The sequence below is a fragment of the Pandoraea norimbergensis genome (genome assembly GCF_001465545.3).
Taxonomy (GTDB): domain Bacteria; phylum Pseudomonadota; class Gammaproteobacteria; order Burkholderiales; family Burkholderiaceae; genus Pandoraea; species Pandoraea norimbergensis.
On sequence record NZ_CP013480.3, the window covers coordinates 5,430,593 to 5,456,751 of the forward strand.

Annotated in this window: 20 protein-coding genes; 7 read left to right on the forward strand and 13 right to left on the reverse strand. The window is 64.1% G+C overall.

Annotation, left to right across the window (positions count from 1 at the left end; all coding sequences use genetic code 11):
* Position 1 precedes the first annotated feature (1 nt).
* The 3 genes from pdxA to AT302_RS23785 are packed head-to-tail and all read right to left on the reverse strand — an operon-like array spanning position 2 to position 4,926.
* Positions 2-1,105: a 4-hydroxythreonine-4-phosphate dehydrogenase PdxA gene (gene pdxA, locus AT302_RS23775; protein WP_084656430.1), complete on the reverse strand. Its 1,104-nt coding sequence runs from the start codon at positions 1,103-1,105 to the stop codon at positions 2-4.
* 43 nt (positions 1,106-1,148) lie between these two features.
* A complete protein-coding gene (locus AT302_RS23780; RefSeq protein ID WP_058376115.1) occupies positions 1,149-2,519 on the reverse strand; it encodes a peptidylprolyl isomerase in 1,371 nt (456 codons plus the stop codon).
* Positions 2,512-4,926, reverse strand: coding sequence for an LPS-assembly protein LptD (locus tag AT302_RS23785; protein ID WP_058376116.1), 2,415 nt, complete (start codon positions 4,924-4,926; stop codon positions 2,512-2,514). The genes AT302_RS23780 and AT302_RS23785 overlap by 8 nt, the downstream gene beginning before the upstream one ends.
* 109 nt (positions 4,927-5,035) lie before the next feature.
* Here AT302_RS23785 and AT302_RS23790 point away from each other — a divergent pair, with 109 nt between their 5' ends.
* The 7 genes from AT302_RS23790 to purH all read left to right on the forward strand — a co-directional run bounded on the left by AT302_RS23790 (position 5,036) and on the right by purH (position 12,796).
* Positions 5,036-6,124 (forward strand): aminoglycoside phosphotransferase family protein, encoded by a 1,089-nt coding sequence (locus tag AT302_RS23790; protein WP_064675000.1) that lies wholly within the window; start codon positions 5,036-5,038, stop codon positions 6,122-6,124.
* Positions 6,125-6,134: 10 nt separating this feature from the next.
* The gene (murU, locus tag AT302_RS23795) at positions 6,135-6,884 is read left to right on the forward strand and encodes an N-acetylmuramate alpha-1-phosphate uridylyltransferase MurU (RefSeq protein ID WP_237172006.1); all 750 of its coding nucleotides are present in this window, start codon (positions 6,135-6,137) and stop codon (positions 6,882-6,884) included.
* Between the two features lie 83 nt (positions 6,885-6,967).
* Positions 6,968-8,299, forward strand: a complete 1,332-nt coding sequence (locus tag AT302_RS23800) for an aminopeptidase P N-terminal domain-containing protein (protein ID WP_084656432.1) — start codon at positions 6,968-6,970, stop codon at positions 8,297-8,299.
* A 36-nt stretch (positions 8,300-8,335) separates the two neighbouring features.
* Complete coding sequence (locus AT302_RS23805; protein WP_237172007.1) at positions 8,336-9,730, forward strand: FAD-dependent monooxygenase; 1,395 nt, start codon at positions 8,336-8,338, stop codon at positions 9,728-9,730.
* A gap of 76 nt (positions 9,731-9,806) precedes the next feature.
* On the forward strand, positions 9,807-10,835 hold the full coding sequence (gene dusB, locus AT302_RS23810) for a tRNA dihydrouridine synthase DusB (protein WP_084656433.1): 1,029 nt from the start codon (positions 9,807-9,809) through the stop codon (positions 10,833-10,835).
* A complete protein-coding gene (locus AT302_RS23815) occupies positions 10,832-11,065 on the forward strand; it encodes a Fis family transcriptional regulator (protein ID WP_058376120.1) in 234 nt (77 codons plus the stop codon). The genes dusB and AT302_RS23815 overlap by 4 nt, the downstream gene beginning before the upstream one ends.
* 165 nt (positions 11,066-11,230) lie before the next feature.
* Entirely contained in the window at positions 11,231-12,796 is a 1,566-nt protein-coding gene (purH, locus tag AT302_RS23820) for a bifunctional phosphoribosylaminoimidazolecarboxamide formyltransferase/IMP cyclohydrolase (protein ID WP_058376121.1), read from the forward strand.
* Positions 12,797-13,239: 443 nt separating this feature from the next.
* On the opposite strand, the gene AT302_RS23825 is transcribed toward purH, so the two are convergent.
* The 10 genes from AT302_RS23825 to leuS all read right to left on the reverse strand — a co-directional run bounded on the left by AT302_RS23825 (position 13,240) and on the right by leuS (position 25,987).
* Positions 13,240-14,295: a porin gene (locus AT302_RS23825; RefSeq protein WP_058376122.1), complete on the reverse strand. Its 1,056-nt coding sequence runs from the start codon at positions 14,293-14,295 to the stop codon at positions 13,240-13,242.
* Positions 14,296-14,303: 8 nt separating this feature from the next.
* On the reverse strand, positions 14,304-15,464 hold the full coding sequence (locus AT302_RS23830) for an XdhC family protein (RefSeq protein ID WP_064675001.1): 1,161 nt from the start codon (positions 15,462-15,464) through the stop codon (positions 14,304-14,306).
* A complete protein-coding gene (locus tag AT302_RS23835; RefSeq protein WP_157125970.1) occupies positions 15,464-17,686 on the reverse strand; it encodes a xanthine dehydrogenase family protein molybdopterin-binding subunit in 2,223 nt (740 codons plus the stop codon). Before AT302_RS23835 ends, AT302_RS23830 begins: the two co-directional genes overlap by 1 nt.
* Positions 17,687-17,777: 91 nt before the next feature.
* Complete coding sequence (locus tag AT302_RS23840) at positions 17,778-18,221, reverse strand: (2Fe-2S)-binding protein (RefSeq protein ID WP_058376124.1); 444 nt, start codon at positions 18,219-18,221, stop codon at positions 17,778-17,780.
* Positions 18,222-18,421: 200 nt separating this feature from the next.
* Entirely contained in the window at positions 18,422-19,363 is a 942-nt protein-coding gene (locus tag AT302_RS23845; protein WP_058376125.1) for an AraC family transcriptional regulator, read from the reverse strand.
* Between the two features lie 300 nt (positions 19,364-19,663).
* Positions 19,664-20,293, reverse strand: a complete 630-nt coding sequence (locus tag AT302_RS23850) for a HutD/Ves family protein (RefSeq protein ID WP_064675002.1) — start codon at positions 20,291-20,293, stop codon at positions 19,664-19,666.
* Positions 20,294-20,346: 53 nt separating this feature from the next.
* Positions 20,347-21,615 (reverse strand): glutamate-5-semialdehyde dehydrogenase, encoded by a 1,269-nt coding sequence (locus AT302_RS23855; protein WP_058376127.1) that lies wholly within the window; start codon positions 21,613-21,615, stop codon positions 20,347-20,349.
* A gap of 73 nt (positions 21,616-21,688) precedes the next feature.
* The gene (gene holA / locus AT302_RS23860) at positions 21,689-22,768 is read right to left on the reverse strand and encodes a DNA polymerase III subunit delta (protein ID WP_058376128.1); all 1,080 of its coding nucleotides are present in this window, start codon (positions 22,766-22,768) and stop codon (positions 21,689-21,691) included.
* Positions 22,769-22,797: 29 nt separating this feature from the next.
* Positions 22,798-23,313, reverse strand: coding sequence for an LPS-assembly lipoprotein LptE (locus tag AT302_RS23865; protein WP_058376129.1), 516 nt, complete (start codon positions 23,311-23,313; stop codon positions 22,798-22,800).
* Positions 23,314-23,395: 82 nt separating this feature from the next.
* The gene (gene leuS, locus AT302_RS23870) at positions 23,396-25,987 is read right to left on the reverse strand and encodes a leucine--tRNA ligase (protein WP_058376130.1); all 2,592 of its coding nucleotides are present in this window, start codon (positions 25,985-25,987) and stop codon (positions 23,396-23,398) included.
* Positions 25,988-26,159: the final 172 nt, after the last annotated feature.

Genomic DNA, 26,159 nt, shown 5'->3' on the forward strand with positions numbered 1-26,159 from the left:
CTTAGGAACGCGGTGGAGCGTCGTTATCGCCCGTCTTGGCCGCCGCATCGCTTGCGGTGCCTGACGTCGCGACGGTGCCAGCGCGCAGTTGTGCATGGGTGGCCGCGTTGGCGGCCATGGTCGCGGCGGTGCGCAGGGCTTCGAGCAGGCTGCCGCTCTCGGCGCGCCCGGTACCCGCAAGATCCAGCGCAGTGCCGTGATCGACCGAAGTGCGAATGATCGGCAGGCCCAGCGTGATGTTCACGCCCGCGCCGAAGCTCGCGTATTTGAGCACCGGCAGGCCCTGATCGTGATACATGGCGAGCACGGCGTCGGCCCCGTCGAGGTGACGCGGCTGGAACAGCGTGTCGGCCGGGTACGGCCCGCGCGCGTCGATGCCTGCCGCGCGCGCATCGTCGAGCGCGGGCGTAATGACATCGATCTCTTCACGGCCGAGATAGCCCGACTCGCCCGCATGCGGATTGAGTCCGGTCACGAGAATACGCGGACGCGTCACGCCGAAATGGCGCATCAGGTCTTGATTCAGTATGACGAGGGTTTCCAGCAGATCGTCCCGGCGAATGGCGCCGGGCACCTGCGCCAGCGGCAAATGCGTGGTGGCAAGCGCCACCCGCAAACCACCGCCTGCGAGCATCATCACCACGCGCGGCGTATGCGTGCGCTCGGCGAGATATTCGGTGTGACCGGTGAAAGCCACGCCGCTGTCGTTGATCGTGCTCTTTTGCAGCGGCGCCGTGACAATCGCGTCGAAGGTGCCGGCCACCGCGCCGTCAATGGCCGCGTCGAGCAGTGCGAGCACATAGGGACCGTTGGCGGCGTTCAGTTGCCCGGCGACGGCCGGCACGGCGAGCGAATGATGCTCGACGCGCACACGTCCCTGCAACAGCAAAGCCTGCCATGCGTCGCCCAGGCCAACGGCCTGCGCGCGCGCCGACAGCAGTGCGGCGTCGCCGAGCACGGCGAACTGACAATGTTCGAGGGGATCTGATGCTGATGGGGCCGACGGTGTCAGGCACTGGACCAGTGCCTGCACAGTCAGCTCCGGCCCCACACCTGCCGGTTCACCGGTGGTGATGGCAAGGACGAAGGGCCGGGCGGATGTCATACGAGGAGGTGTGGCAGTGTCGGGTCGTCGGGTCGGGCCGCGCTTACTGCGCAGCCGTGCTCAGACGGTAATCGACATAAGCGCTGTCGCGCAGTTGTTGCAGCCAGTCGCGATACTGCTGCTCGGCCTTGCGGCCACGCAGTTCCTGCATCGCCAGATTGCGCTCCTGATCGCCCGACACCTGCGACTCGCGATGGCCCAGCACCTGAATCAGGTGATAGCCATATTCCGAGCGCACCGGATCGCTGATCTGGCCGTCCTTGAGCTCCGACATGGCGCGCTCGAACGCCGGCACGGTCTCGCCCGGCGAAATCCAGCCGAGGTCGCCGCCCTGCGAGGCCGAGCCGTCCACCGACACCTGACGGGCATACGTCGCAAAGTCGCCCTTGCCGGCTTCGATCTGCGCCTTGATATCGAGCAGCTTCTTCTGCGCCTGTGCTTCGGACACGCCGTCGCCCACACGAATCAGGATGTGGCGCGCGTGAATCTGCGGCACGGTCATGCCTTGCTCGCCGCCGCCCTGCTTACGGGTGTCGACCAGCTTGATGACGTGAAAACCGTTATTGCTGCGCAGCACCTGCGGCACGAGCGTGCCCGCTTGCAGCTTCTGGACCTGATTCAGGTACAGATCGGGAATACGTTCGGGAATGCGGAAACCCATGTCGCCACCGGCGCTGGCGTCGGACGCATCCGAATATTGCTTGGCGAGAGCAGCGAAATCGCCACCGGCTTTCGCCTTGTCGAGCGCGTCGTTGGCCTTCTTCTGCGCAGCGTTGACCTGATCGGGCGAAGCGCCGTCCGGCACCTTCACGAGAATCTCGCTGATGCGGTATTCGGTTTCGGAAGGCGTGGCCGAAGCCCCACGCTGGGCGGCGAGGAACGTGTTGATTTCGGTCTCGCTGACCTGAATCTGGCTATCGACTTCCTTGTCGCGCAGGCGGGCCAGAATGATCTGTTCGCGCACTTCCTTGCGGAAGGCGTCCCAAGGCACACCGGCTTGCGCGAGGCGCGCCTTGTACTGATCGACGGAGAGGCGGTTGTCGGCGGCGATGCGTTGCAGCGCCTGCTCGACGTCGGCGTCCTTGACGACGATGCCATCTTCCTTGGCGCGCTGGAGCTGCACCTGCGTGATGATCATCTGTTCAAGCACCTGACGCTGGAGCATGTCGGCCTCGGGGACCGGACGCTTCGCAAGCGTCAGCTGGTGCTTGGCTTCCTCGATTCGCGTGTTGAGTTCCTTGCGGGTGATCACGGCGTCGTTGACCACGGCCACGATCGAATCGACCGACTGCGTGGACGACGCGGGCGCGCCAGCGGCGCGTGCGCTGACGGGTGCCGGTTGGGCCACCGCCACCCCGGCGGCGAGACACAGGCTCGCCAGCAGCGAGGCACGCTTCACAAACATGTCATTCATAGTTGCTGAATCGAGAAGGAATCTGGTTCGTCGGCGGCGGCTGGTAGCCAGGCACGCCTTGCTTGAACGCTTCGGTGGCGCTGGTACCGGACTTGGTCAGGCCCTTCAACTCCAACTGCGCAAAAATACGCGAAGTCGTTGTCGTGGCATTGGTCGCATAGCGCTGCACGCCCACCCGGAAAGCCCAGCAGTCGGCATCATACTCGAAACCCGCCAGGGCATCGATGAACGACTTGTCCGTGATGCTGTAGTTGATCCGGCCCACCACCCCGAATCGGGGTGTGATCGGCCATTGGCCCGAAAGTTCGATCTGGTTGATCGGAGTCACCGTCAACGCGGTCTGCCCCACCACCGGCGGCGGGTTGCGCAGGTAACGGTAATAGACATTGAAGACGCGACGCTCACCCGGACGCCACGTGATCCCCACGTCCGAGCGGTTGAACTGCGACGTGCTCGGGCTGTACTGCACCGCCGTGCTGAACGTGATGTTGCTGTACAGCAGCGCCGAGCCGCCCACCAGGAAGTCGGACACCCCGGCGTTTTCCGGCGTGCCGCCCGGCATCGTCACGAGCGATTGCTGGATGTTGTAGCGCTGCGCGTACCAGACGCGCGCGCGCTCCACACCGCTCTCCGCATCGATCAGGCGCGAGGTCAGCGCCATCGTGACACGGTTGGCATCCTGAATCCGGTCTTCGCCGATGAACGAATTCTCGCTGAAGATTTCCGCGAGGTTGAAGTCGGCGACCGCACTGTCGAAAATCGGAATCGAGCTCTGATTCCGGTACGGCGTATAGACGTAGAAGATGCGCGGTTCCAACGTCTGCTTCATGCTCGAACCGAACAACGTGAGCGGGCGCTCGAACGTCAGACCGGCATCGAGACTGACCGTCGGGACCGTGCGCGTGATCGACGACTGCATCGTCGAGCCGTTCGGATAATCGACGTTGTACGACGCCGCGTTGAACATCACCTTCGGGATGATGAAGTAACCCGGCGTCAGAATCGGGTAACTCAACGTCGGCTGCGCATACAAACGCTCGCCATCGGGCTGGCCCGTGGTGGCTGCGATGTGGAACCGGTTGTACCGGATCGGCATCGTGAAGTCGAAACCACCGAAATCCAGCTTGTTGTACGTCGCCGACAGCTCGGGCACCGATTCATACTGCGGCGCACTCGGGGCAAGCGTCTGATACTTCAGAATTCGCGCAAGGAACGACCAATTGCCGTAACCCCACGTCAACCCGGCTTCGCGGTTGTACACGCGCGTCACGCCAGTCTGGAAGTTGGTACCCGCACCGAAGTCGTCGGGATAGGTGTCGTCCGACACCTTCGTAAAGTTGACGTAGCCGTTGACGCCATAGCCAAACGACTGGGCGTGCTGCCACGTAAACGTATACCGCGCGTCCCCCGTCACCCGGTCTTTTGGCAGGTATTCGATGTGGAACAATCCGGAATACGTATTTTCGAGGTACCGGAAATCCCCCATCAACATCGTGCCGCGCTTGGTCATGAAGCGCGGCGTGATCGTCAGATCGCGATTCGGTGCGATATTGAGGTAATACGGTTGCGAGAACTCGAAGCCCGTCTGGGTCGACTGCGTAAACGTCGGCGCGAGCAAGCCCGAGCGGCGCTCGGTCGTTGTCGGGAACGACATGTACGGGCTTGCCAGAATCGGCACGCCCTGGAAGAACAGAATGCCGTTGTAGGCCGTACCTTCCTGCTGTTCCTGATCGAATTCGAACGACGACGCCTTGATGTACCACGCCGGCGTCTTGTCGTCATCAGTACAGGCGCATGCGGAATAGGTGCCGCGCTGCAACGTGACCACGTTGCCTGCATCGACATCCGCGCGCTCGCCTTTACCGCCGCCGCCTGTCACCAGTTGATACGTCGGCGTGAGCATGTAGCCGTCGCCCGCACCGGTATACATATGGGCCTCAGGGCCGACAAATTTGTTGCCGCCCTGTGACATGTGCGCGTTACCGTGCGCCACCACCTCGTCCGTGTCCTGATCGTAGGTCAGACGATCGCCCTTCACGTAGGAGCGCAATTTGCGCGCCTCCGCGTCGCCGTCGACGGTCGCGTCGACGTTGGTGCGGCCGGTCAGATGCATGCCACGCACGTACATCGGCACGTCGTCGCCGTCCCCTAGCACGAACTCCCCCAGCGAAGGGACCGTGCGCAGCACAAGACCATCGCTCTTCGAAAGATCGGGGGGAGGGGCTTCTTGTGCACCGGCGAGCGAGCACCACACGCCCGGCAGGGAGAGCAGTAGCGCCAGTGGCTTGCGTCGCGCGCGCATCAGGCGGCGCAGCGACGAAACTTCATTCGTATGGACTTGTTTATCCGGCATGTACGCAAACAGCATGACAATCGAGGCGCCGGTTGCGGGCAGCCAATTCCCCATGTCCGGACAGCTTTGCCGGGACATTCGGAACGGTCGATCGAGGTCGAGAATCAGGGCGTCGGGAAAACATGATCGGGTATTATATGGCAAGACGTTTACCGCCCCCATCATGACCGCACAACCCTCTGCTCCCACGAGTGTTTCCGAGGCTTCCAGCCTGCTCGGCGCCGCTACCGACGATTCCCGCCTGCAATCGCTTGCCACCTGGCTCTCAGGGCTGGCCGAGCCGTTTTCGCTCGACATGGCGCAGTGGGCGCCCGCCTCGGCAGACGCGAGCTTCCGGCGCTATTTCCGCATCGGCAGTTTTGATCCGGCACATCCGAGCCTGATCGTGATGGACGCCCCGCCGCCGCAAGAAGATTGCCGTCCTTTCGTGCACGTCGCGCAATTGCTCGACGACGCCGGCCTGCAAGCACCCAAGGTGCTCGCCGAAGATCTGGCCCAAGGCTTCCTGCTGCTCACCGACCTGGGCCACCAGACTTACCTCGACGTGCTCGACGACGACAACGCCCGCCCGCTCATGCGCGCGGCGCTCGATGCGCTGATCGTGTGGCAAAAAAGCTCCCGGGCCGACGTCCTGCCCGCGTACGACACGGCACTGCTCCAGCGCGAGCTCGATCTCTTCCCCGACTGGTACATCGGTAAGCATCTGAAAGTCGAACTGACAGCCGACCAGCGTGCCACGCTCGATCGCATCAATCAGTTGCTCATCGACAATGCCCTCGCGCAGCCCAAGGTGTTCGTGCATCGCGACTTCATGCCGCGCAACCTGATGCCGGGTCTGCCGGGCACGACCGGCCCGGGCATTCTCGATTTTCAGGACGCCGTGTACGGCCCGCTGACTTACGACGTGATCTCGCTCATGCGCGATGCGTTCCTGAGCTGGGATGAAGAACGTCAGCTCGACTGGCTGGCCTATTACTGGGAACGCGCGCGCAAGGCCGGGCTGCCGGTCGACGCCGACTTCGGCGAGTTCTACCGTCAGGCCGAATGGATGGGGCTGCAACGCCATCTGAAAGTGCTCGGCATCTTTGCCCGTATCAACTATCGCGACGGCAAGCCGCGTTATCTGGCCGATACCCCGCGCTTCATCGACTACGCCCGCAAGGTGGCCGAGCGTTACGCGCCGCTGCGCCCGCTGGCACGGCTGCTCGACACGCTGACCGACCAACAGGTCGACGTCGGCTACACGTTCTGAGGCGCCCGCAATGGCCGGGCCCCTGAGCGCAACCCCTGCGCCGATGCCGCTCAAGGCGATGATCTTCGCCGCCGGGCGCGGCGATCGCATGCGCCCGCTCACCGACACCACGCCAAAGCCGTTGCTGCCGGTGGCCGGCAAGCCGCTGATCGTCTGGCAGATCGAAGCCCTCGCGCGGGCGGGTTACACCGACATCGTCATCAACCATGCCTGGCTGGGCGCACAGATCGAAGCCGCGCTCGGCGACGGCAGCCGCTTCGGCGTACGCCTCACCTACTCGGCCGAGGGGGAAGCCCTCGAGACGGCGGGCGGCATCGTTCAGGCGCGCCCGTCTCTCGAAGGCGCGGGCAACGTGTTCCTGGCCATCGCGGGCGACCTGTTCACCGATTTCGATTTCGCTACGCTGCGCGCGCCTGCGGCACGTCTGGCCGCGCAGGCGCAGCCCGGCATGCATCTGGTGATGGTGCCGAACCCGCCGTTTCATCCGGCGGGTGACTTCGCGCTCGACGCCGCACATCGGCTGCATCTGCGCGAGAACGCCCCGCCCGGCGCCGTACCGCTCACCTTCGGCAGCATCGCGCTATACGACCTGCGTCTGTTCGACGGCATTGCCCCGGGCACACGCATGGCACTCACGCCGCTGTACCAACGCACGATTGCCGACGCCCGCGCCACGGGCGAGCGTTTTGACGGCGAGTGGGAAAACGTCGGCACGCCGGCGCAGTTGGCTGCACTGAACGACACCGTTAGCGCCCGATAGCAATCGGAAGCATCCGAGAGCATTCGGCAGCGCTGAACCCCCGGCAGTAGAATCGCCTCAATACGACAAGAATGGAGCCCGCGATGACCGATTCCCCTTACCGCGCCCGCCGTGCGCGTGCCATCGAGCAAATGCGTCAGGCTGGCGGCGGTCTCGCCATCGTGCCGACCGCGCCGGAAGTGGCACGCAACCGCGACAGCGACTATCCCTATCGTCACGACAGCTACTTCTATTACCTCTCGGGCTTCACCGAGCCCGAGGCGGTCGTGGTACTCGATAGCCGCAACGGCCAGTCGATTCTGTTCTGCCGCGCAAAGAACGAAGAACGCGAGATCTGGGACGGCTATCGCTATGGCCCGGAAGCCGCGCGCGAAACGTTCGGCTTCGACGCCGCCTATCCGATCGATGAAATCGACACGCGTCTGCCGCAGTTGATGGCCGATACTCCGGCGCTCTTCTATGCGCTGGGTGCCTCTGCGCAGCAGGACCGTCAGGTGCGCCATTGGCTGAACACCGTGCGTGCGCAGAGCCGCACCGGCGTGTCGGCACCGGCCGCAGCCCATGACATCCGCGCGATTCTCGACGAGATGCGCCTGATTAAAGACGCCCACGAGATCGACATCATGGCGCGCGCGGGCAAGATCTCGGCCGATGCCCATGTGCGCGCGATGAAGACGTCGCGCCCGGGGCTGCGCGAATATCACCTCGAAGCCGAGCTGCTTTACGAATTCCGTCGCAATGGCTCACAGTTTCCGGCGTATGGCTCCATCGTGGCTGCCGGTGCCAACACGACCGTGCTGCACTACCGCGCCGGTGACACCGAGCTGCGCGACGGCGATCTGTGCCTGATCGACGCCGCCTGCGAGCTCGACGGCTACGCCTCGGACATCACGCGCACGTTCCCGGTGAACGGGCGCTTCACGCCCGCACAGCGCGAACTCTACGACATCGTGCTCGCCTCGCAGCAGGCCGCCATCGACGCCACCCGCGCCGGTGTCGCCTTCGACGCGCCCCACAACGCCGCCGTGCGCGTGCTTGCGCAGGGCATGCTCGACACCGGGCTGCTCAAGCGTGACACGGCCGGCAGCGTCGACGACGTGATCGCCGACAAGTCGTTTAGCCGCTTCTACATGCACCGCACCGGCCACTGGATCGGCATGGACGTGCATGACTGCGGCGAATATCGCGAAGACGGACCGAACGGCGAGCGGCCGTGGCGCACGCTCGCGGCGAACATGGTCACCACCATCGAGCCGGGCATTTATGTACGCCCTGCACCGGACATCGACGAGCGTTACTGGAACATCGGTATCCGCATCGAAGACGACGCGGTTGTCACGGCGACCGGCTGCACGCTGCTCACCCGCGACGTGCCCGTCGACGCCGACGAGATCGAAGCGCTCATGCGCGGTTGATGGGCGAGCCTGCGTTCTGATATGACGACGACGGACATGACTCCTGAGCCGATTCCCCGGCGTTTCGACGTCGCCATCGTCGGTGCCGGCCCGGTCGGCACGGCGCTGGCGCTGTTGCTCGCCCAGCGCGCGCCGCAAATGCGCGTGGCGCTCATCGACGCGCGCGGGCCGCAGGCAGGCTATGACGACCCTCGTGCGTTGGCCCTCTCGCACGGCAGCCGTGAGATTCTGGCGCGCGCCGGGGCGTGGCCGCACCCGGCGCATGCAGTCCATGCTGCCCACGCCTCGTCCGCCCGCGCCAATACCGGCCTCGCCACCACGCCGATTCAGCATATTCACGTATCGCAGGCGCGCCGCTTCGGCAGCACCGAGATCGATTTTCGCGAGCATGGTGTGCCGGCGCTGGGCTACGTGGTGCGGTACGGCGCGCTCATGCGCGCGCTCGACAACGCCATGTCGCAAGTGCCCACGCGAGTCGAGCACTCGCCGCAGGCACCGCTCTCTTTAGGAGCAACAGGAGCATCGGGAGAACTTGCCCCGGGGCTGCATCACTTCCGCCCGTATCAGGCCATCGCCCTGCGTCAGGACGCGCAACAGGTCACGATCACGCTCGGCACCACCGCCGACGATCATGCCGAGACGTTGCACGCCACGCTGGCCGTCAATGCCGAAGGCGGGCTGTTCGAAAGCCAGACCTCCCGTCCCCGCGCACGGGATTACGGCCAGACGGCGCTCGTCGGTTTTGTCACCTGCGAACGCCCGCGGGCGGGCTGGGCGTGGGAGCGCTTCACAGCCGACGGGCCGTTGGCGCTGCTGCCGCAGGACCACGGCTACGCTTTGGTGTGGTGCTGCTCGCACGACGAGGCCAAGCGCCGCCGCAACATGGACGACGCCAGCTTCCTCGCCGAACTGCACGCCGCATTCGGCGACCGCATGGGCCGTTTCACGACGATCAGCGGCCGGGCGGGCTTCCCGCTGGGCCTGAACGCGCTGGGACAGGTGGTCGACGGGCGGGTCGCCGCCATCGGCAACGCGGCGCAGACACTGCATCCCGTGGCCGGCCAAGGCCTCAATCTGGGCCTGCGTGACGCGTTCGACCTGGCCGACACGCTGGTGCACCACATGCGCGGGACTCACGAGGCGCGCGGCTCGAACACGACGGCACCCCACGCCAGCGCTGCCAACGCCACAGGCACCGGCACCGGCAGCACATCAGGCATCCCCGGCCCGGCGGCCCTCGCCGCCTTCGCCCGGCGCCGCCGTGCCGACCGTGGCATGACCATCCGCATTACCGACCTGCTGCCACGCGTTTTCGGCATCGAAGCCGCGCCCGTGGCCGTGCTGCGGGGCATGGCACTCGCCAGTCTCGACCTCGTGCCGCCGCTCAAGACGGCCTTCGCCCGCCAGATGATGTTCGGGCAACGCGGGTGAGCGTGCACATTTTTTAGGCGACGGGGACCGGTTTTCGCAGTAAAATGCTCGTTTTTTCCCGGCGACTCCCTGCATCGTGCGTATCGGCCCCCACGAACTCCGCAATAACCTCTTCGTCGCGCCCATGGCTGGCGTGACGGACCGGCCATTCCGCCAGCTGTGCAAACGGCTGGGGGCAGGTTATGCCGTCTCGGAGATGGTGGCCTCGAACGCTCAGCTCTGGAAGAGCGAGAAAACCATGCGCCGCGCGAACCACGCGGGCGAGGTGGCACCGATTTCCGTGCAGATCGCCGGAGCCGACCCGGCCATGATGGCCGAGGCCGCGCGCTACAACGTCGAGAACGGCGCCCAGATCATCGACATCAACATGGGCTGCCCGGCCAAGAAGGTCTGCAACGTCGCCGCAGGTTCGGCCCTGTTGCAGAACGAACCGCTGGTCGCACGCATCGTGTCGGCCGTGGTCGGTGCCGTGGGCGACGTGGTGCCCGTGACGCTGAAGATCCGCACGGGCTGGGACCGCGACCACAAGAACGCACTCACGGTGGCGCGTATCGCCGAAGAGTGCGGCATCAGCATGCTGACCGTGCACGGGCGCACGCGCGCCGATCTGTATCACGGCGATGCCGAGTACGAGACGATTGCCGCGGTGAAGGCCGCTGCGCGCATCCCGATCGTCGCCAATGGCGACATCGCCTCGGCACAGAAAGCCAAACACGTACTGGATGTCACGGGGGCGGACGCCATCATGATCGGCCGCGCCGCACAAGGCCGGCCGTGGCTGTTCCGCGACATCGAGCTGTTTCTCACGACGGGCGAGATTGCCTTAGCGCCGCGCGTCGATGAGATTCAGCAAATCATGAACGAACACCTCGAAGACCATTACGAGTTCTACGGGGAGTTCACCGGGGTGCGAACGGCGCGCAAGCATATTGCGTGGTATTCGCGCGGGCTGCCGGGGGCGGCCACGTTCCGCCAGCGTATGAACACGCTGGACAGCACGCAAGACCAGTTGGCTGCGGTCAACGAATTTTTCGAACAGCAGAAGGCGCACTCGGACCGTCTCTGCTATGAACAAGAATCGCCGAGGGAGCTATTAGCCGCATGAGCAAAACAAACATAGAACAATGCGTACGCGACAGTCTGGATTCGTATTTCCGTGATCTGGACGGCGCCGTACCACACGATGTCTACGATATGGTTGTCACCGTCGTTGAAAAGCCGTTGCTCGAATTCGTGCTGGGCAAGGCCGATGGAAATCAGTCGCTCGCCGCAGAATATCTGGGGATCAACCGCAACACGCTGCGCAAGAAGTTGCAGCAGCACGGCCTGCTCTAGTCGCCCGTGGCGACGGGTGGCGGCGCGGGTGTCAACGATGCGAGCGCGCTACCTGTTTTGCCCCGCCAGGGGGCGCGCGTGCAAGGCTGAGGTCAGCCCCAACGTTTCTGCCCGCCCTATTTGTCCGTTTTTGCCGCTTCATTTGCCGCCTCACTACCGTCCGTCATGATCAAGCAAGCTCTCATCTCCGTCTCCGACAAGACCGGCATCGTCGACTTCGCCAAGTCGCTCGCTGCACAGGGCGTGTCGATTCTCTCCACTGGCGGCACCGCCAAGCTGTTGGCCGAAGCTGGCCTCAAGGTGACCGAAGTGGCCGACTACACCGGCTTTCCGGAAATGCTCGATGGGCGCGTGAAGACTCTGCACCCCAAAGTGCACGGCGGCATTCTGGCGCGACGCGACCTGCCCGAACACATGGCTGCGCTCGACCAGCACGGCATCCCGACGATCGACCTGCTCGTGGTGAACCTGTACCCGTTCGTGCAGACGATTGCCAAGGATGACTGCTCGCTCGAAGACGCCATCGAGAACATCGACATCGGTGGCCCGACGATGCTGCGCTCGGCCGCAAAGAACCATCGCGACGTGACCGTCGTGGTCGACCCGGCCGACTACGCCGTGGTGCTCGACGAGATGAAGGCCAATAACAACACCGTGGGTTACACCACGAACTTCCGTCTCGCGACGAAGGTGTTTGCGCATACGGCCCAGTACGACGGCGCCATCACCAACTACCTGACGAGCCTCGGTGAGTCACTGCGTCACAGCGAGCGCACCGCCTACCCGGCCACGCTCAACCTGGCGTACACGAAGGTGCAGGACATGCGTTACGGCGAGAACCCGCACCAGAGCGCGGCGTTCTATCGCGATATCACCACGCCGGAAGGCTCGCTCGCGAACTATCGCCAGTTGCAAGGCAAGGAACTGTCGTACAACAACATCGCCGACGCGGACGCCGCGTGGGAATGCGTGAAGACGTTCGACGCCCCGGCCTGCGTGATCATCAAGCACGCCAACCCGTGCGGCGTGGCCGTGGCGGCAACGCCGGCCGACGCTTACGCAAAGGCATTCCAGACCGACCCGACGTCGGCTTTCGGCGGCATCATCGCGTTCAACCGTGAAGTCGACGAGACCGCAGCACAGGCCGTGGCCAAGCAATTCGTGGAAGTGCTGCTGGCCCCGTCGTTCACGGAAGGCGCCAAGCAAGTGTTCGCTGCGAAGCAGAACGTGCGTTTGCTCGAAGTGCCGCTGGGCAACGGCGTGAATCAGTACGACTTCAAGCGTGTGGGTGGCGGTCTGCTGGTGCAGTCGCCGGACGCGAAGAACGTGGCACCGCATGAACTGCGCGTGGTGACCAAGCGTCATCCGACGCCGAAGGAAATGGAAGACCTGCTGTTCGCGTGGCGCGTGGCGAAGTACGTGAAGTCGAACGCCATCGTGTTCTGCGCCGGCGGCATGACGCTGGGTGTGGGCGCGGGCCAGATGAGCCGCGTGGACTCGGCACGTATTGCGAGCATCAAGGCGCAAAACGCCGGTCTGTCGCTGAACGGTTCGGCCGTGGCGTCGGACGCATTCTTCCCGTTCCGTGATGGTCTGGACGTGGTGGTCGATGCTGGCGCCACCTGCGTGATTCATCCGGGGGGTTCGATGCGCGACGACGAAGTGATCGCCGCTGCCGACGAGCGCAATGTCGCCATGCTGATGACGGGCACGCGTCACTTCCGTCACTGATCTGTCGCGATTCGCGATTTGTGACTCGGGGTCTCGTGCCCCGGCTCGCGAAAATCGCAAAGAAAAAGGCCGCTTCGGGTGATTCCCGAAGCGGCCTTTTTCGTTTTGCAGCCGGGGGCTGCTGCCCCCGTTCGCTTATTGAAAGAACGGTGCGGCGGTCGAGAGCATGATCAGACCTTGGAAGGCGTATTCGGCGGCGAGCATGAGTGCGGGCATGGTGTTTCTCCTTGATTCTGGCTTTGCGCGGTGTTGCGTGAGCCGGTGAATGAAGTATCGTCGCTGCGCCCTTTTGCCGAAACTGTGATTAATACAACTCACATGCGTGTCGCCCACCGAGTCAGACGCGCGCCCGATGCTGTGCCTGGCACCGGGCGCGTCCGACACTTCCCGCACCGCTGTCCCCCCGGATCAGCCGTGCGTTACGAGGCGGTGACGGTGCCGCCTCAGAAGTAGTGCGCGAGGCCGAGCGCTACGCCGACCTGATTGCTGCCCGGCACGATGCTCAACCCATATCCGGTCACGCCGAGATTCGAGTTGTTCTGATTGCGCGAAAAGCCGACTTCCGCGAAGAGTTGCGTGCGCTTGGACAGCAGATACGCCGCATTCGCCGCGAGCAAATATGGGTGCTGATTAGCCGACGAGATGTCGTTGTAGTAAATCGCCCCGGAGAGAATGACCTCCGTCACCGGGCGGTATTGCAGACCCGCGTAGTACAGCGCATTGCGCCCCGCGACTCCCGGCACATTGCTCAGATACCACTGATACCCGACATACGGTTTGACGTTACCGACGGCGTAACTCGCCCCCGCGGCCACGCGCTGTGACGTGGCACCCTGCGTCGCAACGGATGTGCCCTGCTGTTGGTCATACACGAGCGAGACGTTGAGCGGACCGTTGGCATAACCCACCGACACGCTGTACTCCTTGCCCACACGCCACTCGCCCGGCACCTGCGCACCGTTGGCAATGGTCGCGTCGTAACCGGTCGAGAAAAGGCCGGCGATCTTGAAGCCGTTGAAATTGCCCGCGTATTTGATCGAGTTGTCGGCACGGCCCGCAAACTGCGCATCCATCGCAGGCAGCGAGTAGCTGTAGTACGACAGCGGATCGAGTTCGAGGAACGCGTCGTAGATCAGGTTCTTCTGGCGGCCGATCGTCAGTGCGCCCCATTCGTTCTGAAGCCCCACCCAAGCCTGCCGGCCAAACATGCGCCCGCCTTGCTGCAACTGCCCGGAGTCGAGGTTGATACCCGCTTCGAGTTGCATGATGGCCTTGAGGCCGCCGCCCAGATCTTCCGATCCTTTGAAGCCGAACCGGTTCGGCGCCTGCGAGCCGTTGCTCACGCGAAAGAGTGACGACTTGTTGCCGTTCGCGCCGGTGCCCGCGTTAGTGAGGTATTCCAGACTGTTGTCCAAAATGCCGTAAATCTGCAAACCATCCGCCTTGGCGCAGCCCGCCGCGACGGTGAGTGCCATTGCCATCCAGACTTTGTGTTTCATGACATTCCCTAATTTTTATATTGGATTCCAAACAACCTGTCCGTCAGGCACGACAAAACCGGCATGCCCTCGTTCCTTGTGAGAACGCGATGAGCGACTACCGAGGGGGGAGGTGATTCAGCAGAACAAGAAGGCGTCACACGGCGCGTGGTGTCGCCGAGCGTGCCGTTGCGAAGCGCGGTGATCTCCGCAAGAATGGCCAGTGCAATCTCCGGGGGGGTTCTTGCGCCGAGGTGCAGGCCGACCGGGCCGTACAGCCGGTCAATCTGCGAAGGCGTCAGGTCGAACATGGCGAGGCGCTCGCGACGTGAGGACTGGTTCCGGTGTGAACCGATGGCGCCGACATAAAACGCGTCGGATTTGAGCGCTTCGAGCAACGCCATGTCGTCGAGCTTCGGGTCGTGGGTGAGCGCCACGATGGCGGTGTTGCCGTCGGGACGCAAACGCACGATGAGGTCATCGGGCATTTCGTGCACACGCATGACGTGTGGCGTCGGCGTGTGGTGTGCGCCGCCACCGCCATCGTGAATATCGTGAATATCGTGAATATCGTGAATATCGTGAATATCGTGAATGTCGTGAATGTCGCGTGGATCGCAGATCACGACCTGATAACCCAGCGGCACCGCCATGGCCGTGAGGTGCCGCGTGAGTTGCCCGTCGCCGATGACGATGATGCGCCAGCGAGGCCCGAACGGCACGGTCAGGCGAGCGGGCGTGTAGGCGAATGCGGCGGGCTGTTTTACGTAACGCACGCGCGCCTCGCCGGTCCGCAGATCAAGCTCGCGCGTGCCGAGCTGGCCCGCGTTGATCGCCGTGCGCATCGCGTCGAGGGCGCTGCGCGCGGTGACGGCTTCAATAATCAGTTCCAATGTCCCGCCACAGGGCAGGCCGAATCGATGGGCTTCGTCGGCAGTGAGTCCGTAGGTCTGCACGTGCGGGCGCCGCCCCGGGCGAAAACCTTCCGCCACTTTGGCAAGCAGATCGTCCTCGATGCAGCCGCCCGACACGGAGCCGGCAACCCGGCCACGTGCACCGAGCGCCATCATCGCGCCGACCGGCCGTGGCGCTGAGCCCCACGTACGGGCCACGGTCGCGAGCAGCACGTCGTCGCCTTGCGCCTGCCAGCGCGCCACGGCGTCGAGCACCTCGGCATCGAGGACATCCATTACGCGCGACCCTTTGCGTCAGCCGCCACGCCGCCCGCCAGTGCACGCGCCTCGGCAACGGTCTGCGGCAGCGGCATCGCGCGTGGCCGCACACCCGTGGCGCGCCGGATCGCCTGCGCCACCGCGGGGGCCATCGGCGGCAGCGAGACTTCTCCACAGCCCTGCGGCGGCCGGTCGCTCGGCACGATCACGGTCTCGATCTTCGGCATCTCGACGAGATACAGCAGCGGGTAGTCGCCAAAATTGCTTTGCTCGACGCCACCGTTTGCAAACGTGATCTGGCTCTTGAAGGTATTGGTCAGCGCAAAGCCGATGCCGCCTTCAATGTTGGCGCGGATCAGATTCGGATTGATCGCACGACCGCAGTCGACACCACACACGACGCGTTCGATCTTGAAGTGATCGTTCACGACGCGCATCTCGACGGCGACCGCCACGTAGGTGGAGAACGCCGCCCCCCGCCCCGTATAAGTGCAATACCCGAAGCCGCGATGCACGCCGGGCTTGGCGGGTGCCTGCCAACCGGCAGCCTTGACCGTGGTGTCGATCACGGCACTCGCAAGGGCGTCGTGTTTGAGCAGGCGTTTGCGATAGACGATGGGATCGATGCCCGCCGCCTCGGCCATTTCGTCGATGAAGCTCTCAAGGAAAAACACGCTGGACGTCGAACCGACCGAGCGCATGAAGCTCACCGGAATGTTTGGCTGCGGCACGTCGACACCTTCAACGCGCAGGTTCGGCACGGCGTAGGCGAGATCGTATAGCCCGTCGAGCATGGTCTCGTCGTAGCCCACCTTCTCGTAGTTTTCTTTCTTGATGACGTTGTAGAGCGACTGCCCCGCAACGCGTAGCTGCATGGCGCGCGGCAGGCCATCATCCCCCAGCACGGCCTGAAACCGGCCGGACGCGCAGGGCCGATAGAAGCCGTGCCGCGTATCGTCTTCGCGTGAACGGATCACTTTGACGGGACGCCCCACGGCAGCGGACGCCACCGCCGCATGGATGACGAAATCGGGGACGTACTTGCGCCCGAAGCTGCCACCGAGGAAGGTGGTGTGCACGGTCACTTTCTCGGGCGGCAGCTTGAAGATGCCGCCGAGCGCCCAGCGCACTTTGTCCTGTCCCTGTATCGGGCCCCACACTTCGATCTCGCCGCGATCCTTGCGCACATGCACGGTCGCGTTCACGGGCTCCATGGTCGCGTGCACGATGTAAGGCGTGTGGTACTCGCCGGTGACGACCTTGCCGCCCGCCGCGATGATTCCCGGCGCATCGCCGATGTCGGTGGCGATACCGGGTTTGCCGTGGGTGAGTGCGGCGCGGCGCTCGGCAAGAATGGTGGCGCTGTCGGCCGCAGCGCCCGCCTTCCATTCGACGTCGAGGGCGTCGCAGGCTTGCTTGGCACGCCAGTAGTCGTCGGCCACCACGATGATCGCGTCTTTGGCGATCACGACGTCGTGCACGCCTTTGCGCGCCTTGATGTCGTCGCGATTCTTGACCGAGAGCGGCGTGCCGCCGGAGGTCGGCGCCATGCGCACGGCGCCGATGAGCATGCCGGGCACGTTGACGTCGATGCCGAAGACAGCGGAGCCATCGACTTTCGACGGCGTATCGAGGCGCTGCATCGGCTTGCCGATCAGGGCATGCGCGGCCGTCGTCTTCAGGTGCGGATGGGGATTGAGCGGCAGCTTCGCCGCATCGGCGGCCAACTCGCCGTAGCCGAGCGAGCGTCCCGACTGCGGATGAATCACGCGGCCTTCGCGCGTGATGCAGTTGGTCGTGCGCACGCCAAGGCGTTGCGCCGCTACGCTCACGAGTGCCTCTCGCGCCTGTGCGCCGGCGATTCGCAGACGCTCGTAGAAGAGCGTCACGCTCATCGAGGCGCCGACGAACTGCTGCAACGCCTCGTTGGCCGCCGCCGTGCGATACGCGTCACGCGCGGTGACGAATTCCACCCGCACACGGCGCCAGTCGGCATCGAGCTCGTCGGCAAGCACTTGCGGCAAACCGGTGTACACGCCCTGCCCGACTTCGCATTGCGACAGGCCGAGCACCGTCGTACCGTCGGCGTCGATGCGAATCCAGTCGTTGATCTCGATAAGGTGATCGCCCGGCTCACCTGCCGACTCACCTGCCGACTCACCGGTCGCAGCACGGGCTTCCGGACTCGCCACCCACGACGCGGAAATCGGAATCAGCAGGCTGCCGGTGGCCAACGTCATCCCCTTGAGCCACTGACGGCGTGAGCGCGACGCAATGGCCGTCGCGCCGTCGGCGATATCGCGCGCGTTCGGCACGGCGCGCTCTGCTTGATTAGCGTTTAGCAGCGGCATGGATGGCCTCCCGAATACGGTGATACGTCGCGCAACGGCACAGATTGGTCATCGCCTCATCGATCTGCGCGTCGGTCGGATGCGGATGCTTGTCGAGCAATGCCGCCGCCGCCATCACCATGCCGGACTGACAGTAGCCGCATTGCGGTACGTCTTTGGCAATCCAGGCCTGCTGAATCGGATGCGAGCGCGTGGGCGACAGCGCTTCGATCGTCGTGATGCGCTTGCCCGCCACGGCCGACACCGGCAACACGCAGGTGCGCGTGGCGACGCCTTCGAGATGCACCGTGCAGGCGCCGCACGCGCCGATACCACATCCGTATTTGGTGCCGGTCAGCCCCGCGGCATCGCGGATGACCCACAGAAGCGGCGTGTCGTCTTCACCCTCGAAAACGAACGGCCGCCCGTTGAGCTGGAATTCCATTGACTCTCCCGTTGTGACTCGCCACTCGCATCGACGCGCTTTGGCGCGCGCCTTCGGATGGCGATTGAATTCTCACAACGAGAAAAATGCCGAACAACGGCCGGCCGACCCGAAAAGGTCGCCGTTCGTCCCGAGACGGGAAAACCCCTGTGCTTTTGCTTGTGCGGCCGGTCGCTGACGCGCCGCCCGCTTTTTGTTTTTTAGTGACCCAGCTCACAACTGCGCAGATACTCGCGCGGCGGGAGTCCGTAACACCGCCGGAACGCTCTGGTGAAGGCTTTCTCCGAGGCATAGCCCACCGCGTCGGCCACGTCTGCCACTCTCGCTCCGGCGCCCGCCAATCGCTCTGCCGCCATGTACATCCGGTGTGCGGTCAGATAAGACATCGGCGACTCCCCGACCAACTCCCTGAACCGCAAACAGAACCGGGATCGCGACATACCCGCGATGCCCGCCAACTGCTCCACCGTCCACGGCCGTGACGGCGCCTCGTGCATCGAGGCAATCACCCGGCCCATCTGCGGGTCTGTCATGCCGCGCAGCCAGTGCGTACTCGTCCCGCCACTCGACGCCAGATACGCGCGCAATATCTGCACGAACAACACATCCGCAAGGCGCGCCACCGCCACGCGCCACCCGGCTCCGCGCTGCATCGACTCTTCGATGAACCCGGCGAGTGTCGTGGTCAGGAGTGCGGGCACGGCAGGGTCACCCGCACGGATGTGAATCAACGGCGGCAACGACACGAGCAACGGGTTTTTCACACGCTCCCGAAACATCACCACGCCGGTGTACAACTCGCTCACCGCCCCGGTGCCCCCGGCCCGAAATGCCAGCGGCGTGTCCAGCCGTGGCGCGATGCCCTGCGCCGACATCATTTGCTCGAAGACCACCGGCGTCTCGTCCAGCGACGAACACATCACATGCTCGTGCCCATGCGGCAGCAGCACGCAATCGCCCGGCTCGACACGCACCGGCGGCATCCCGGCTACGACAAGATAGAAAGGCGCCCCCAACGCGGTGCGAAACGGCACACCGTCCAGTGCAGGCTTTCGTAATGACCACGGCGCACCAAACGTAAATCGCCCGGTGACCACGGCATCCGCCCGGACATCGCTCAAGACGTCACTCAACGGATCCATGGCATGGGTCCTCGCACGTGGGGATAGTTTGTTTCATGGGTGGAACTTCGATTTATATATGGATTAATCGAAGTATGCCGTTTCGCTCGCCGGAAAAGTATCCGGATCGGCCTAGGGGAAGTACGGGGGAGGCGGAACGGGGGCGACGCAGGGAGAAACCCGGACGGATGGTGCGGATGGCAGGGACGAGCGTCCCCGCCGAAGGGCGTCAATCGCGACTTGCGGACTAACGTTGCGCCGCTCGCGCCAATAACGCCAATAACGCCAATTGCGTCAGCCGCGCTAGTTGCACGGGTGGCGTCAGTCGTGCAGCCGCGTCAGGCAGGTGAGGAACACGTCGCTTGAAGGCCCCTCGGCGCGCAGTTGGCACGCGGGGGTATCGATTTGATCAATGCCTTCGATACGGAGCGCGTGGCCGGACGGTACTTTCACGACCTCACCATTGGTGAGTGCCACGCTGACGTCGCCCGCTGCACAGTAGAGGAACGCGACGCTGCCGGCCTGCGTCGGCAGTGCCCACGTCACGACGTCACCCGTCAGGCGATGTTGCACCAGCGTGTGCTGCCACTCGCTACGGCGCGTCATGACGTTGAAGTCGTCGATGGGCACGCCTGCGTTCTCGAGCATGGGTGTGCTGCTCACGGCAAGTTCGCCACCGAACGCATACGGCGAGGTTTGTGTCGTGAGCGTGACGTCGTCGCGGCCCTCGACGTTCAGCGTGAGCGACCCGCCGCGCACAATGGCCAACGACCGGTCGATGCCTGCGAAGACAGAGAACGGTCCGGCCGTGGCGACCGTCGCCGTGCTGATGCGCCAGTCGAAGCCGTCTTCGCCGGTGCGATGCGCGACGGCCAACTCGGTCGTCACGCCCAAGCCGTTCTTCCACGGCATTTTCCGGAAATCGGCCGGGCCGAGAATTTGTACTTTCATACCCACGTCCCTGACATTCACACGCGTCGATGCGGCGCTTGTCGATGCGTCACTTACTGACGAACTTCGCCGTGACCGAACACGACGTACTTGAGACTCGTCAGCCCTTCGAGCCCCACCGGGCCGCGCGCGTGCAGCTTGTCGTTCGAAATGCCGATTTCAGCGCCCAGTCCGAACTCGAAGCCGTCAGCAAAGCGCGTGCTCGCGTTGATCATCACGCTCGCCGAATCGACTTCACGCAGGAATTGCATCGCCGCGCTGTAGTCTTCAGTGACGATGGCATCGGTGTGGTGCGAACCGTAACGGTTGATGTGCTCGATTGCCGGTGCCAGACCATCGACGATCTTAATCGCCAGAATCGGCGCGAGATACTCGGTCGACCAATCTTCCTCGGTCGCCGCCACCACACCGGTCACACCCGCATCGGTCAGCGCCGCCACGGTGCGCTCGCAGCCGCGCAGCTCGACCTGCTTGCCCTGAAACATGCGGGCAATCGCGGGTAGTTGCGCGATGGCGTGCTGGTCGACGAGCAGCGTTTCCATCGTGTTGCACGTGCCGTAGCGATGCGTCTTGGCGTTCTCGCAAATCGCCAGCGCTTTGGCGGCATCGGCGCGTTGATCGACATAGACGTGGCAGATGCCGTCGAGATGCTTGATCATCGGCACGCGGGCATCCTGCATCAGGCGGGCGATCAGGCTCTTGCCACCGCGCGGCACGATCACGTCGACATACTCGGTCATCGTAATCAGCTCGCCCACCGCCGCGCGATCGGGCGTGCTGACGACCTGCACCGCATCCCCCGGCAAACCGGTCGCGGCCAGCGCTTCGGCAATGAGGGTCGCCAGCGCGGTGTTGCTCTCAATGGCTTCGGAGCCGCCGCGCAAGATCGTCGCGTTGCCCGACTTCAGGCACAGCGCCGCCGCATCGATGGTCACGTTCGGACGCGATTCGTAAATGATGCCGATCACCCCCAGCGGCACGCGCATCTGACCGACCTGAATGCCGCTCGGCTGCACGCGCACGTTGCTGATTTCGCCAATGGGATCGGACAGACCGGCGATCTGGCGCAAGCCTTCGATCATCGTGCGCAGTGCTTTGTCGGACAGCGTCAGGCGGTCGATGAAGGCGGCGTCCTGACCATTGGCTTTCGCGCGGTCGAGATCGCGCCGGTTCACTTCCTGCAACTTCGCGCCGTCGCGCTCGATGGCGTCGGCAATGGCGAGCAACGCGCGGTTCTTGGCGGCCGTATCGGCACGCGCCATCGCGCGGGATGCCTCACGGGCACGCTGGCCCAGCGACTGCATGTAGGCTTTGATATCCATCTCGTGACTCTGGTCGATTGGGTCGATCCGGCGGCATGTCCGCCGTCGTAAATTGATATTTTTGGGGCGCGATCTACGCGTGCGCCGGGCGTGCCGGACGTGCGGACCGCGCCGTTGGCGGTCGATTTCCGACGAGCAACAAACCGAGTTGCAGCATGCCGTCCCACGGGTCGCCGGGCAGACCGTCGGCGCGCAGCCCCTTGACCTGCCGGTCGAGGCGCGCCGCCAATTGCAACGCTTGGGCAAGCATCGCCGGCGTGACACGATTCGCCGCCTGTTCCATCAAACGCTCGCGCGGGCCCCACACGCGGTATTCGCGCAGCAGCATCGCGAGCGGCTTGCCTGCGGCCATGCCGCGCGTGATCTTCGCCAGCGTGCGGACTTCTTCGGTGAGCGCCCACAACACGAGCGGGGCCGCTTCACCCTCGCCGCGCAAGCCGTCGAGCATTCGCACGAGTCGCGGCGTATCGCCCGCGAGCACTGCTTCGCTCAGCTTGAAGACGTCGTAACGCGCGACGTTGAGCACGGCGTCCTGTACCTGCTCGAACTCGAGTGTTCCCGAGGGGTACAGCAGACCGAGTTTCTGAATTTCCTGATGCGCTGCGAGCAGATTGCCTTCGACGCGATCGGCGATGAACTGCAACACCCGGCGTCCCGCTTCGCCCGCGGCCACACGCTGTCCCTGTGCGGCCAGACGCTGCGAGATCCAATCAGGCAGACGCGCCCGATCAACCGCGTCGATCTTGACCGTCACGCCCGCACGATCCAGTGCGGTAAACCAGTCGGACTTGGACGCCGCCGCATCGAGGCGCGGCAAGGTGATGATGGTCAGCACGTCACCGCTGGCCGCTTCGGCATGCGCCTTGAGCGCCGCGCCGCCGTCCTTGCCGGGTTTGCCGCCGGGAATCCGCAACTCAATCAGCTTGCGGTCGCCGAACAACGACATCGACTGCCCTGAATTTGCGAGCGCGCCCCAGTCGAAACTGCGCTCGACCGACAGCACATCGCGCTCGGTAAAACCGCCCGCGCGAGCCGCCGCGCGCACGCGATCGACCGCTTCCTGCACGAGCAGGCTCTCGTCGCCGTAAATCACGTAGATCGGCGAGAGGGTCTTGGCAAGATTCGCGTCAAGCGCGTCGGGGCGCAGTTGCATGGCCTTCGGGGGTAGTGGACTTAGTGGACTTAGTGGTCCGGTGTCGGTGTAGGCATGGTCTTCACCGCTTCCATCCGGCGAATGATCTGATCGACAGCATCTTTCTGCATGTCGCGATTGAGCAGCGCCGCTTCCTGATCGCGAGCCGTCGCTTCGCTGTCGCTATACGGCAGGTTGCGCGTCAGGCGAATCGTGCTGAGCGGAATGATCGGCGTACCGTCCGGGGTCACCAACTGGAACGTGAACGTATTACGCATTTCGTATTCACGCGCCTGGCCCGTCGAGTCCAAACTCACTGCTGCTCTCGTTGCCGTCTGTCCCAGAATCTCCAGCCGGGCATCGGCATCCTTCGGCGCATCGACGACAACCGTCCCCTTGCTCCCATAACGGATGTATCGATTGATATCGATGCCCATCTGACCGCCGCCGGAGATATACAAGCGCTTGAATGCGTACTCGCTCGCCCCGCGCAGTTGGAAACCGCACGCGGTGAGCGCCAGCGCGCAGCCCAACAGGGCGATCCAGCCGAAGATCCTGCGCGTCATGCCTGCGCTGCGTTGCCCGGATGTCATTTGCACGTGATGTGCCCTCTTCTCACCAAATCATGGATCGGCAGTCGTTGCCGGCTCAGACCACCACGTTCACGAGACGCCCCGGCACGATGATGACCTTCTTGACCGGCTTGCCTTCGCCGAACTTGACCGTCATTTCATGCGCCAGTGCCGCCTGCTCGATCGCTTCACGCGGGGCATCCTTGGCCACGAGAATCGCGCCACGCACTTTGCCCGCCACCTGCAACACGAGTTCGATTTCGTCCTGCACCAGTGCGGCCTCGTCCACCACCGGCCACGAGGCATCGAGCAGATCGCCCGACTCGGCCGCGTAGCCCAGCGCATCCCACAGGCCGTGCGTGACGTGCGGCACCACCGGATAAAGCACGCGCAGCAAGATGCCGTAGCACTCGCGCACCGCGCCGGCACCGGCCGCGCCCTTGTCGTTCTCGATGGCGTTGAGCATCTTCATCGCCGCCGACACGACCGTGTTGTACTGCACACGCTGGTAATCGTAATTGGCTTGCTTGAGCACGCCGTGAACCTCGCGGCGCAATGCCTGCGCTGCCGGGTTGGCCGTCTCGATGGCCGCGTCCGCCTGACGCAGCAACGCAGCCTGCGACTGGCCGAAGCCCCACAGGCGGCGCAGGAAGCGGCTCGCGCCTTCCACACCGGCGCCCGACCATTCCAGCTGTTGCTCCGGGTGCGCCGCGAACATCACGAACAGACGCGCCGTGTCGGCGCCGTACTGATCGATCAGCGATTGCGGATCAACGCCGTTGTTCTTCGACTTCGACATTTTCTCGATGCCGCCCAGCACGACGTCGCCGCCGTCGGCCTTCGACGTCGCGCCCACCGGACGCCCCTTGTCGTCGAGCTGCACCTGCACGTCGAGCGGGTTAAACCACGTCTTCTTGCCGGCGGCGTCTTCGCGGAAATACGTCTCGTTGAGCACCATGCCCTGCGTGAGCAGGTTCTGCGCCGGTTCCTTGAAGCTCACCAACCCCAGGTCACGCATGACCTTGGTCCAGAAGCGCGAGTACAACAAGTGCAGAATCGCGTGCTCGATGCCGCCGATGTACTGATCCATCGGCATCCAGTAATCGGTGCGCGCGTCGACCATGCTGTCGGCATCCGGGCAAGCGTAGCGCATGAAGTACCACGACGAATCCACGAACGTGTCCATCGTGTCCGTCTCGCGACGTGCCGGCTTGCCGCACTTCGGGCAGTCGCACTTCAGGAACGATTCGGACTTCGCGAGCGGGTTACCCGAGCCGTCCGGCACGAGGTCTTCCGGCAACACCACCGGCAGATCTTTCTCCGGCACCGGCACCGCACCGCACGTGTCGCAGTGAATGATCGGGATCGGCGTGCCCCAGTAACGCTGGCGCGAAATGCCCCAGTCGCGCAGACGGAACGTGATCTGCTTGTCGCCGACTTCCTGCGCCTTCAGATCGGCGGCAATCGCGTCGATGGCGGCGGCGAATCCGAGGCCGTCGTACTTGCCGCTGTTGATCAGCGTGCCGTCCTTGTCGCCGTACCAGGCTTGCCATGCGTCGGTCGAATACGTCTCACCGGCGAGCGCCACGACCTGCTTGATCGGCAGACCGTACTTGCGCGCAAACGCGAAGTCGCGTTCGTCGTGCGCCGGCACGCCCATCACGGCACCTTCGCCGTAACCCATCAGCACGTAGTTGCCGATCCACACTTCGACCTTGTCGCCCGTAATCGGATGCGTGACGAAGAAGCCCGTCGGCATGCCCTTCTTTTCCATCGTGGCGATGTCGGCTTCGGCCACACCGCCCTGCTTGCATTCGGCAATGAATGCCTGCAAATCGGGGCGCTCGGCGGCCAGACGCGTGGCGAGCGGATGCTCGGCGGCAATCGCGCAGAAGGTCACGCCCATGATCGTGTCGGCGCGCGTGGTGAACACGCGCAGCAGCTTGCGCTCGCCGTCGAGTTCGTACGGGAACCCGAAGTTCACGCCGAAGCTCTTGCCGATCCAGTTCTGTTGCATCACCTTCACGCGCTCGGGCCAGCCGAGGGCGTCCAGATCGCCGAGCAACTCGTCGGCATAATCGGTGATGCGCATGTAATACATCGGGATCTCGCGCTTCTCAATCAGCGCACCCGAACGCCAGCCGCGGCCGTCGATCACCTGCTCGTTAGCGAGCACGGTCTGATCGACCGGGTCCCAGTTCACCGTCCCCGTCTTCAGATAGACCACGCCCTTTTCGAGCATCTTAAGGAACAGCCACTGGTTCCAGCGGTAGTACTCCGGCGAGCAGGTGGCGACTTCGCGCGACCAGTCGATCGCCAGCCCCATCGCCTGCATCTGCTTCTTCATGTAGGCGATGTTGTCGTACGTCCACTTCGCGGGTGGCACGTTGTTGGCCATCGCCGCGTTTTCAGCAGGCATGCCGAACGCATCCCAGCCCATCGGCATGAGTACGTTGTACCCGCGCATGCGCATCTGACGGTACATCACGTCATTGATGGTGTAGTTGCGCACGTGCCCCATATGCAGCTTGCCCGACGGATACGGCAGCATCGAGACGCAATAGAATTTTTGCTTGTCCGCGCGCTCGGTGGTCTTGTAGGCATCGATCGCCTGCCAATGCGACTGGGCGGAGGCTTCGACGTCGGCGGGAACGTATTTTTCTTGCATGATGGGTCGGCAGATAGGATTCGGCTCGGCTTTGCCCTGCCGGTGTGCGGCCATCGGCGCGGCACACGGGTATTTGGGGCAGATCCGGGGAAAACGATGATTATAACGCCGCCGGGTGCGGATTCAGCGCGATGGCGGCGGGCGTCGCAACCTTCAGATCGAAGGGTTGCCA

Coding starts and splice junctions, on each gene's coding strand:
- AT302_RS23785 (WP_058376116.1), bottom strand. CDS start 4,926: ATGGGGAATTGGCTGCCCGCAACCGGCGCCTCGATTGTCATGCTGTTT.
- AT302_RS23805 (WP_237172007.1), top strand. CDS start 8,336: ATGACTCCTGAGCCGATTCCCCGGCGTTTCGACGTCGCCATCGTCGGT.
- AT302_RS23855 (WP_058376127.1), bottom strand. CDS start 21,615: ATGGATATCAAAGCCTACATGCAGTCGCTGGGCCAGCGTGCCCGTGAG.
- pdxA (WP_084656430.1), bottom strand. CDS start 1,105: ATGACATCCGCCCGGCCCTTCGTCCTTGCCATCACCACCGGTGAACCG.
- AT302_RS23840 (WP_058376124.1), bottom strand. CDS start 18,221: ATGGAATTCCAGCTCAACGGGCGGCCGTTCGTTTTCGAGGGTGAAGAC.
- AT302_RS23825 (WP_058376122.1), bottom strand. CDS start 14,295: ATGAAACACAAAGTCTGGATGGCAATGGCACTCACCGTCGCGGCGGGC.
- AT302_RS23780 (WP_058376115.1), bottom strand. CDS start 2,519: ATGAATGACATGTTTGTGAAGCGTGCCTCGCTGCTGGCGAGCCTGTGT.
- AT302_RS23845 (WP_058376125.1), bottom strand. CDS start 19,363: ATGGATCCGTTGAGTGACGTCTTGAGCGATGTCCGGGCGGATGCCGTG.
- AT302_RS23835 (WP_157125970.1), bottom strand. CDS start 17,686: ATGACGTTGGCCACCGGCAGCCTGCTGATTCCGATTTCCGCGTCGTGG.
- purH (WP_058376121.1), top strand. CDS start 11,231: ATGATCAAGCAAGCTCTCATCTCCGTCTCCGACAAGACCGGCATCGTC.
- AT302_RS23800 (WP_084656432.1), top strand. CDS start 6,968: ATGACCGATTCCCCTTACCGCGCCCGCCGTGCGCGTGCCATCGAGCAA.
- AT302_RS23850 (WP_064675002.1), bottom strand. CDS start 20,293: ATGAAAGTACAAATTCTCGGCCCGGCCGATTTCCGGAAAATGCCGTGG.
- murU (WP_237172006.1), top strand. CDS start 6,135: ATGGCCGGGCCCCTGAGCGCAACCCCTGCGCCGATGCCGCTCAAGGCG.
- AT302_RS23790 (WP_064675000.1), top strand. CDS start 5,036: ATGACCGCACAACCCTCTGCTCCCACGAGTGTTTCCGAGGCTTCCAGC.
- AT302_RS23815 (WP_058376120.1), top strand. CDS start 10,832: ATGAGCAAAACAAACATAGAACAATGCGTACGCGACAGTCTGGATTCG.
- AT302_RS23830 (WP_064675001.1), bottom strand. CDS start 15,464: ATGGATGTCCTCGATGCCGAGGTGCTCGACGCCGTGGCGCGCTGGCAG.
- holA (WP_058376128.1), bottom strand. CDS start 22,768: ATGCAACTGCGCCCCGACGCGCTTGACGCGAATCTTGCCAAGACCCTC.
- leuS (WP_058376130.1), bottom strand. CDS start 25,987: ATGCAAGAAAAATACGTTCCCGCCGACGTCGAAGCCTCCGCCCAGTCG.
- AT302_RS23865 (WP_058376129.1), bottom strand. CDS start 23,313: ATGACGCGCAGGATCTTCGGCTGGATCGCCCTGTTGGGCTGCGCGCTG.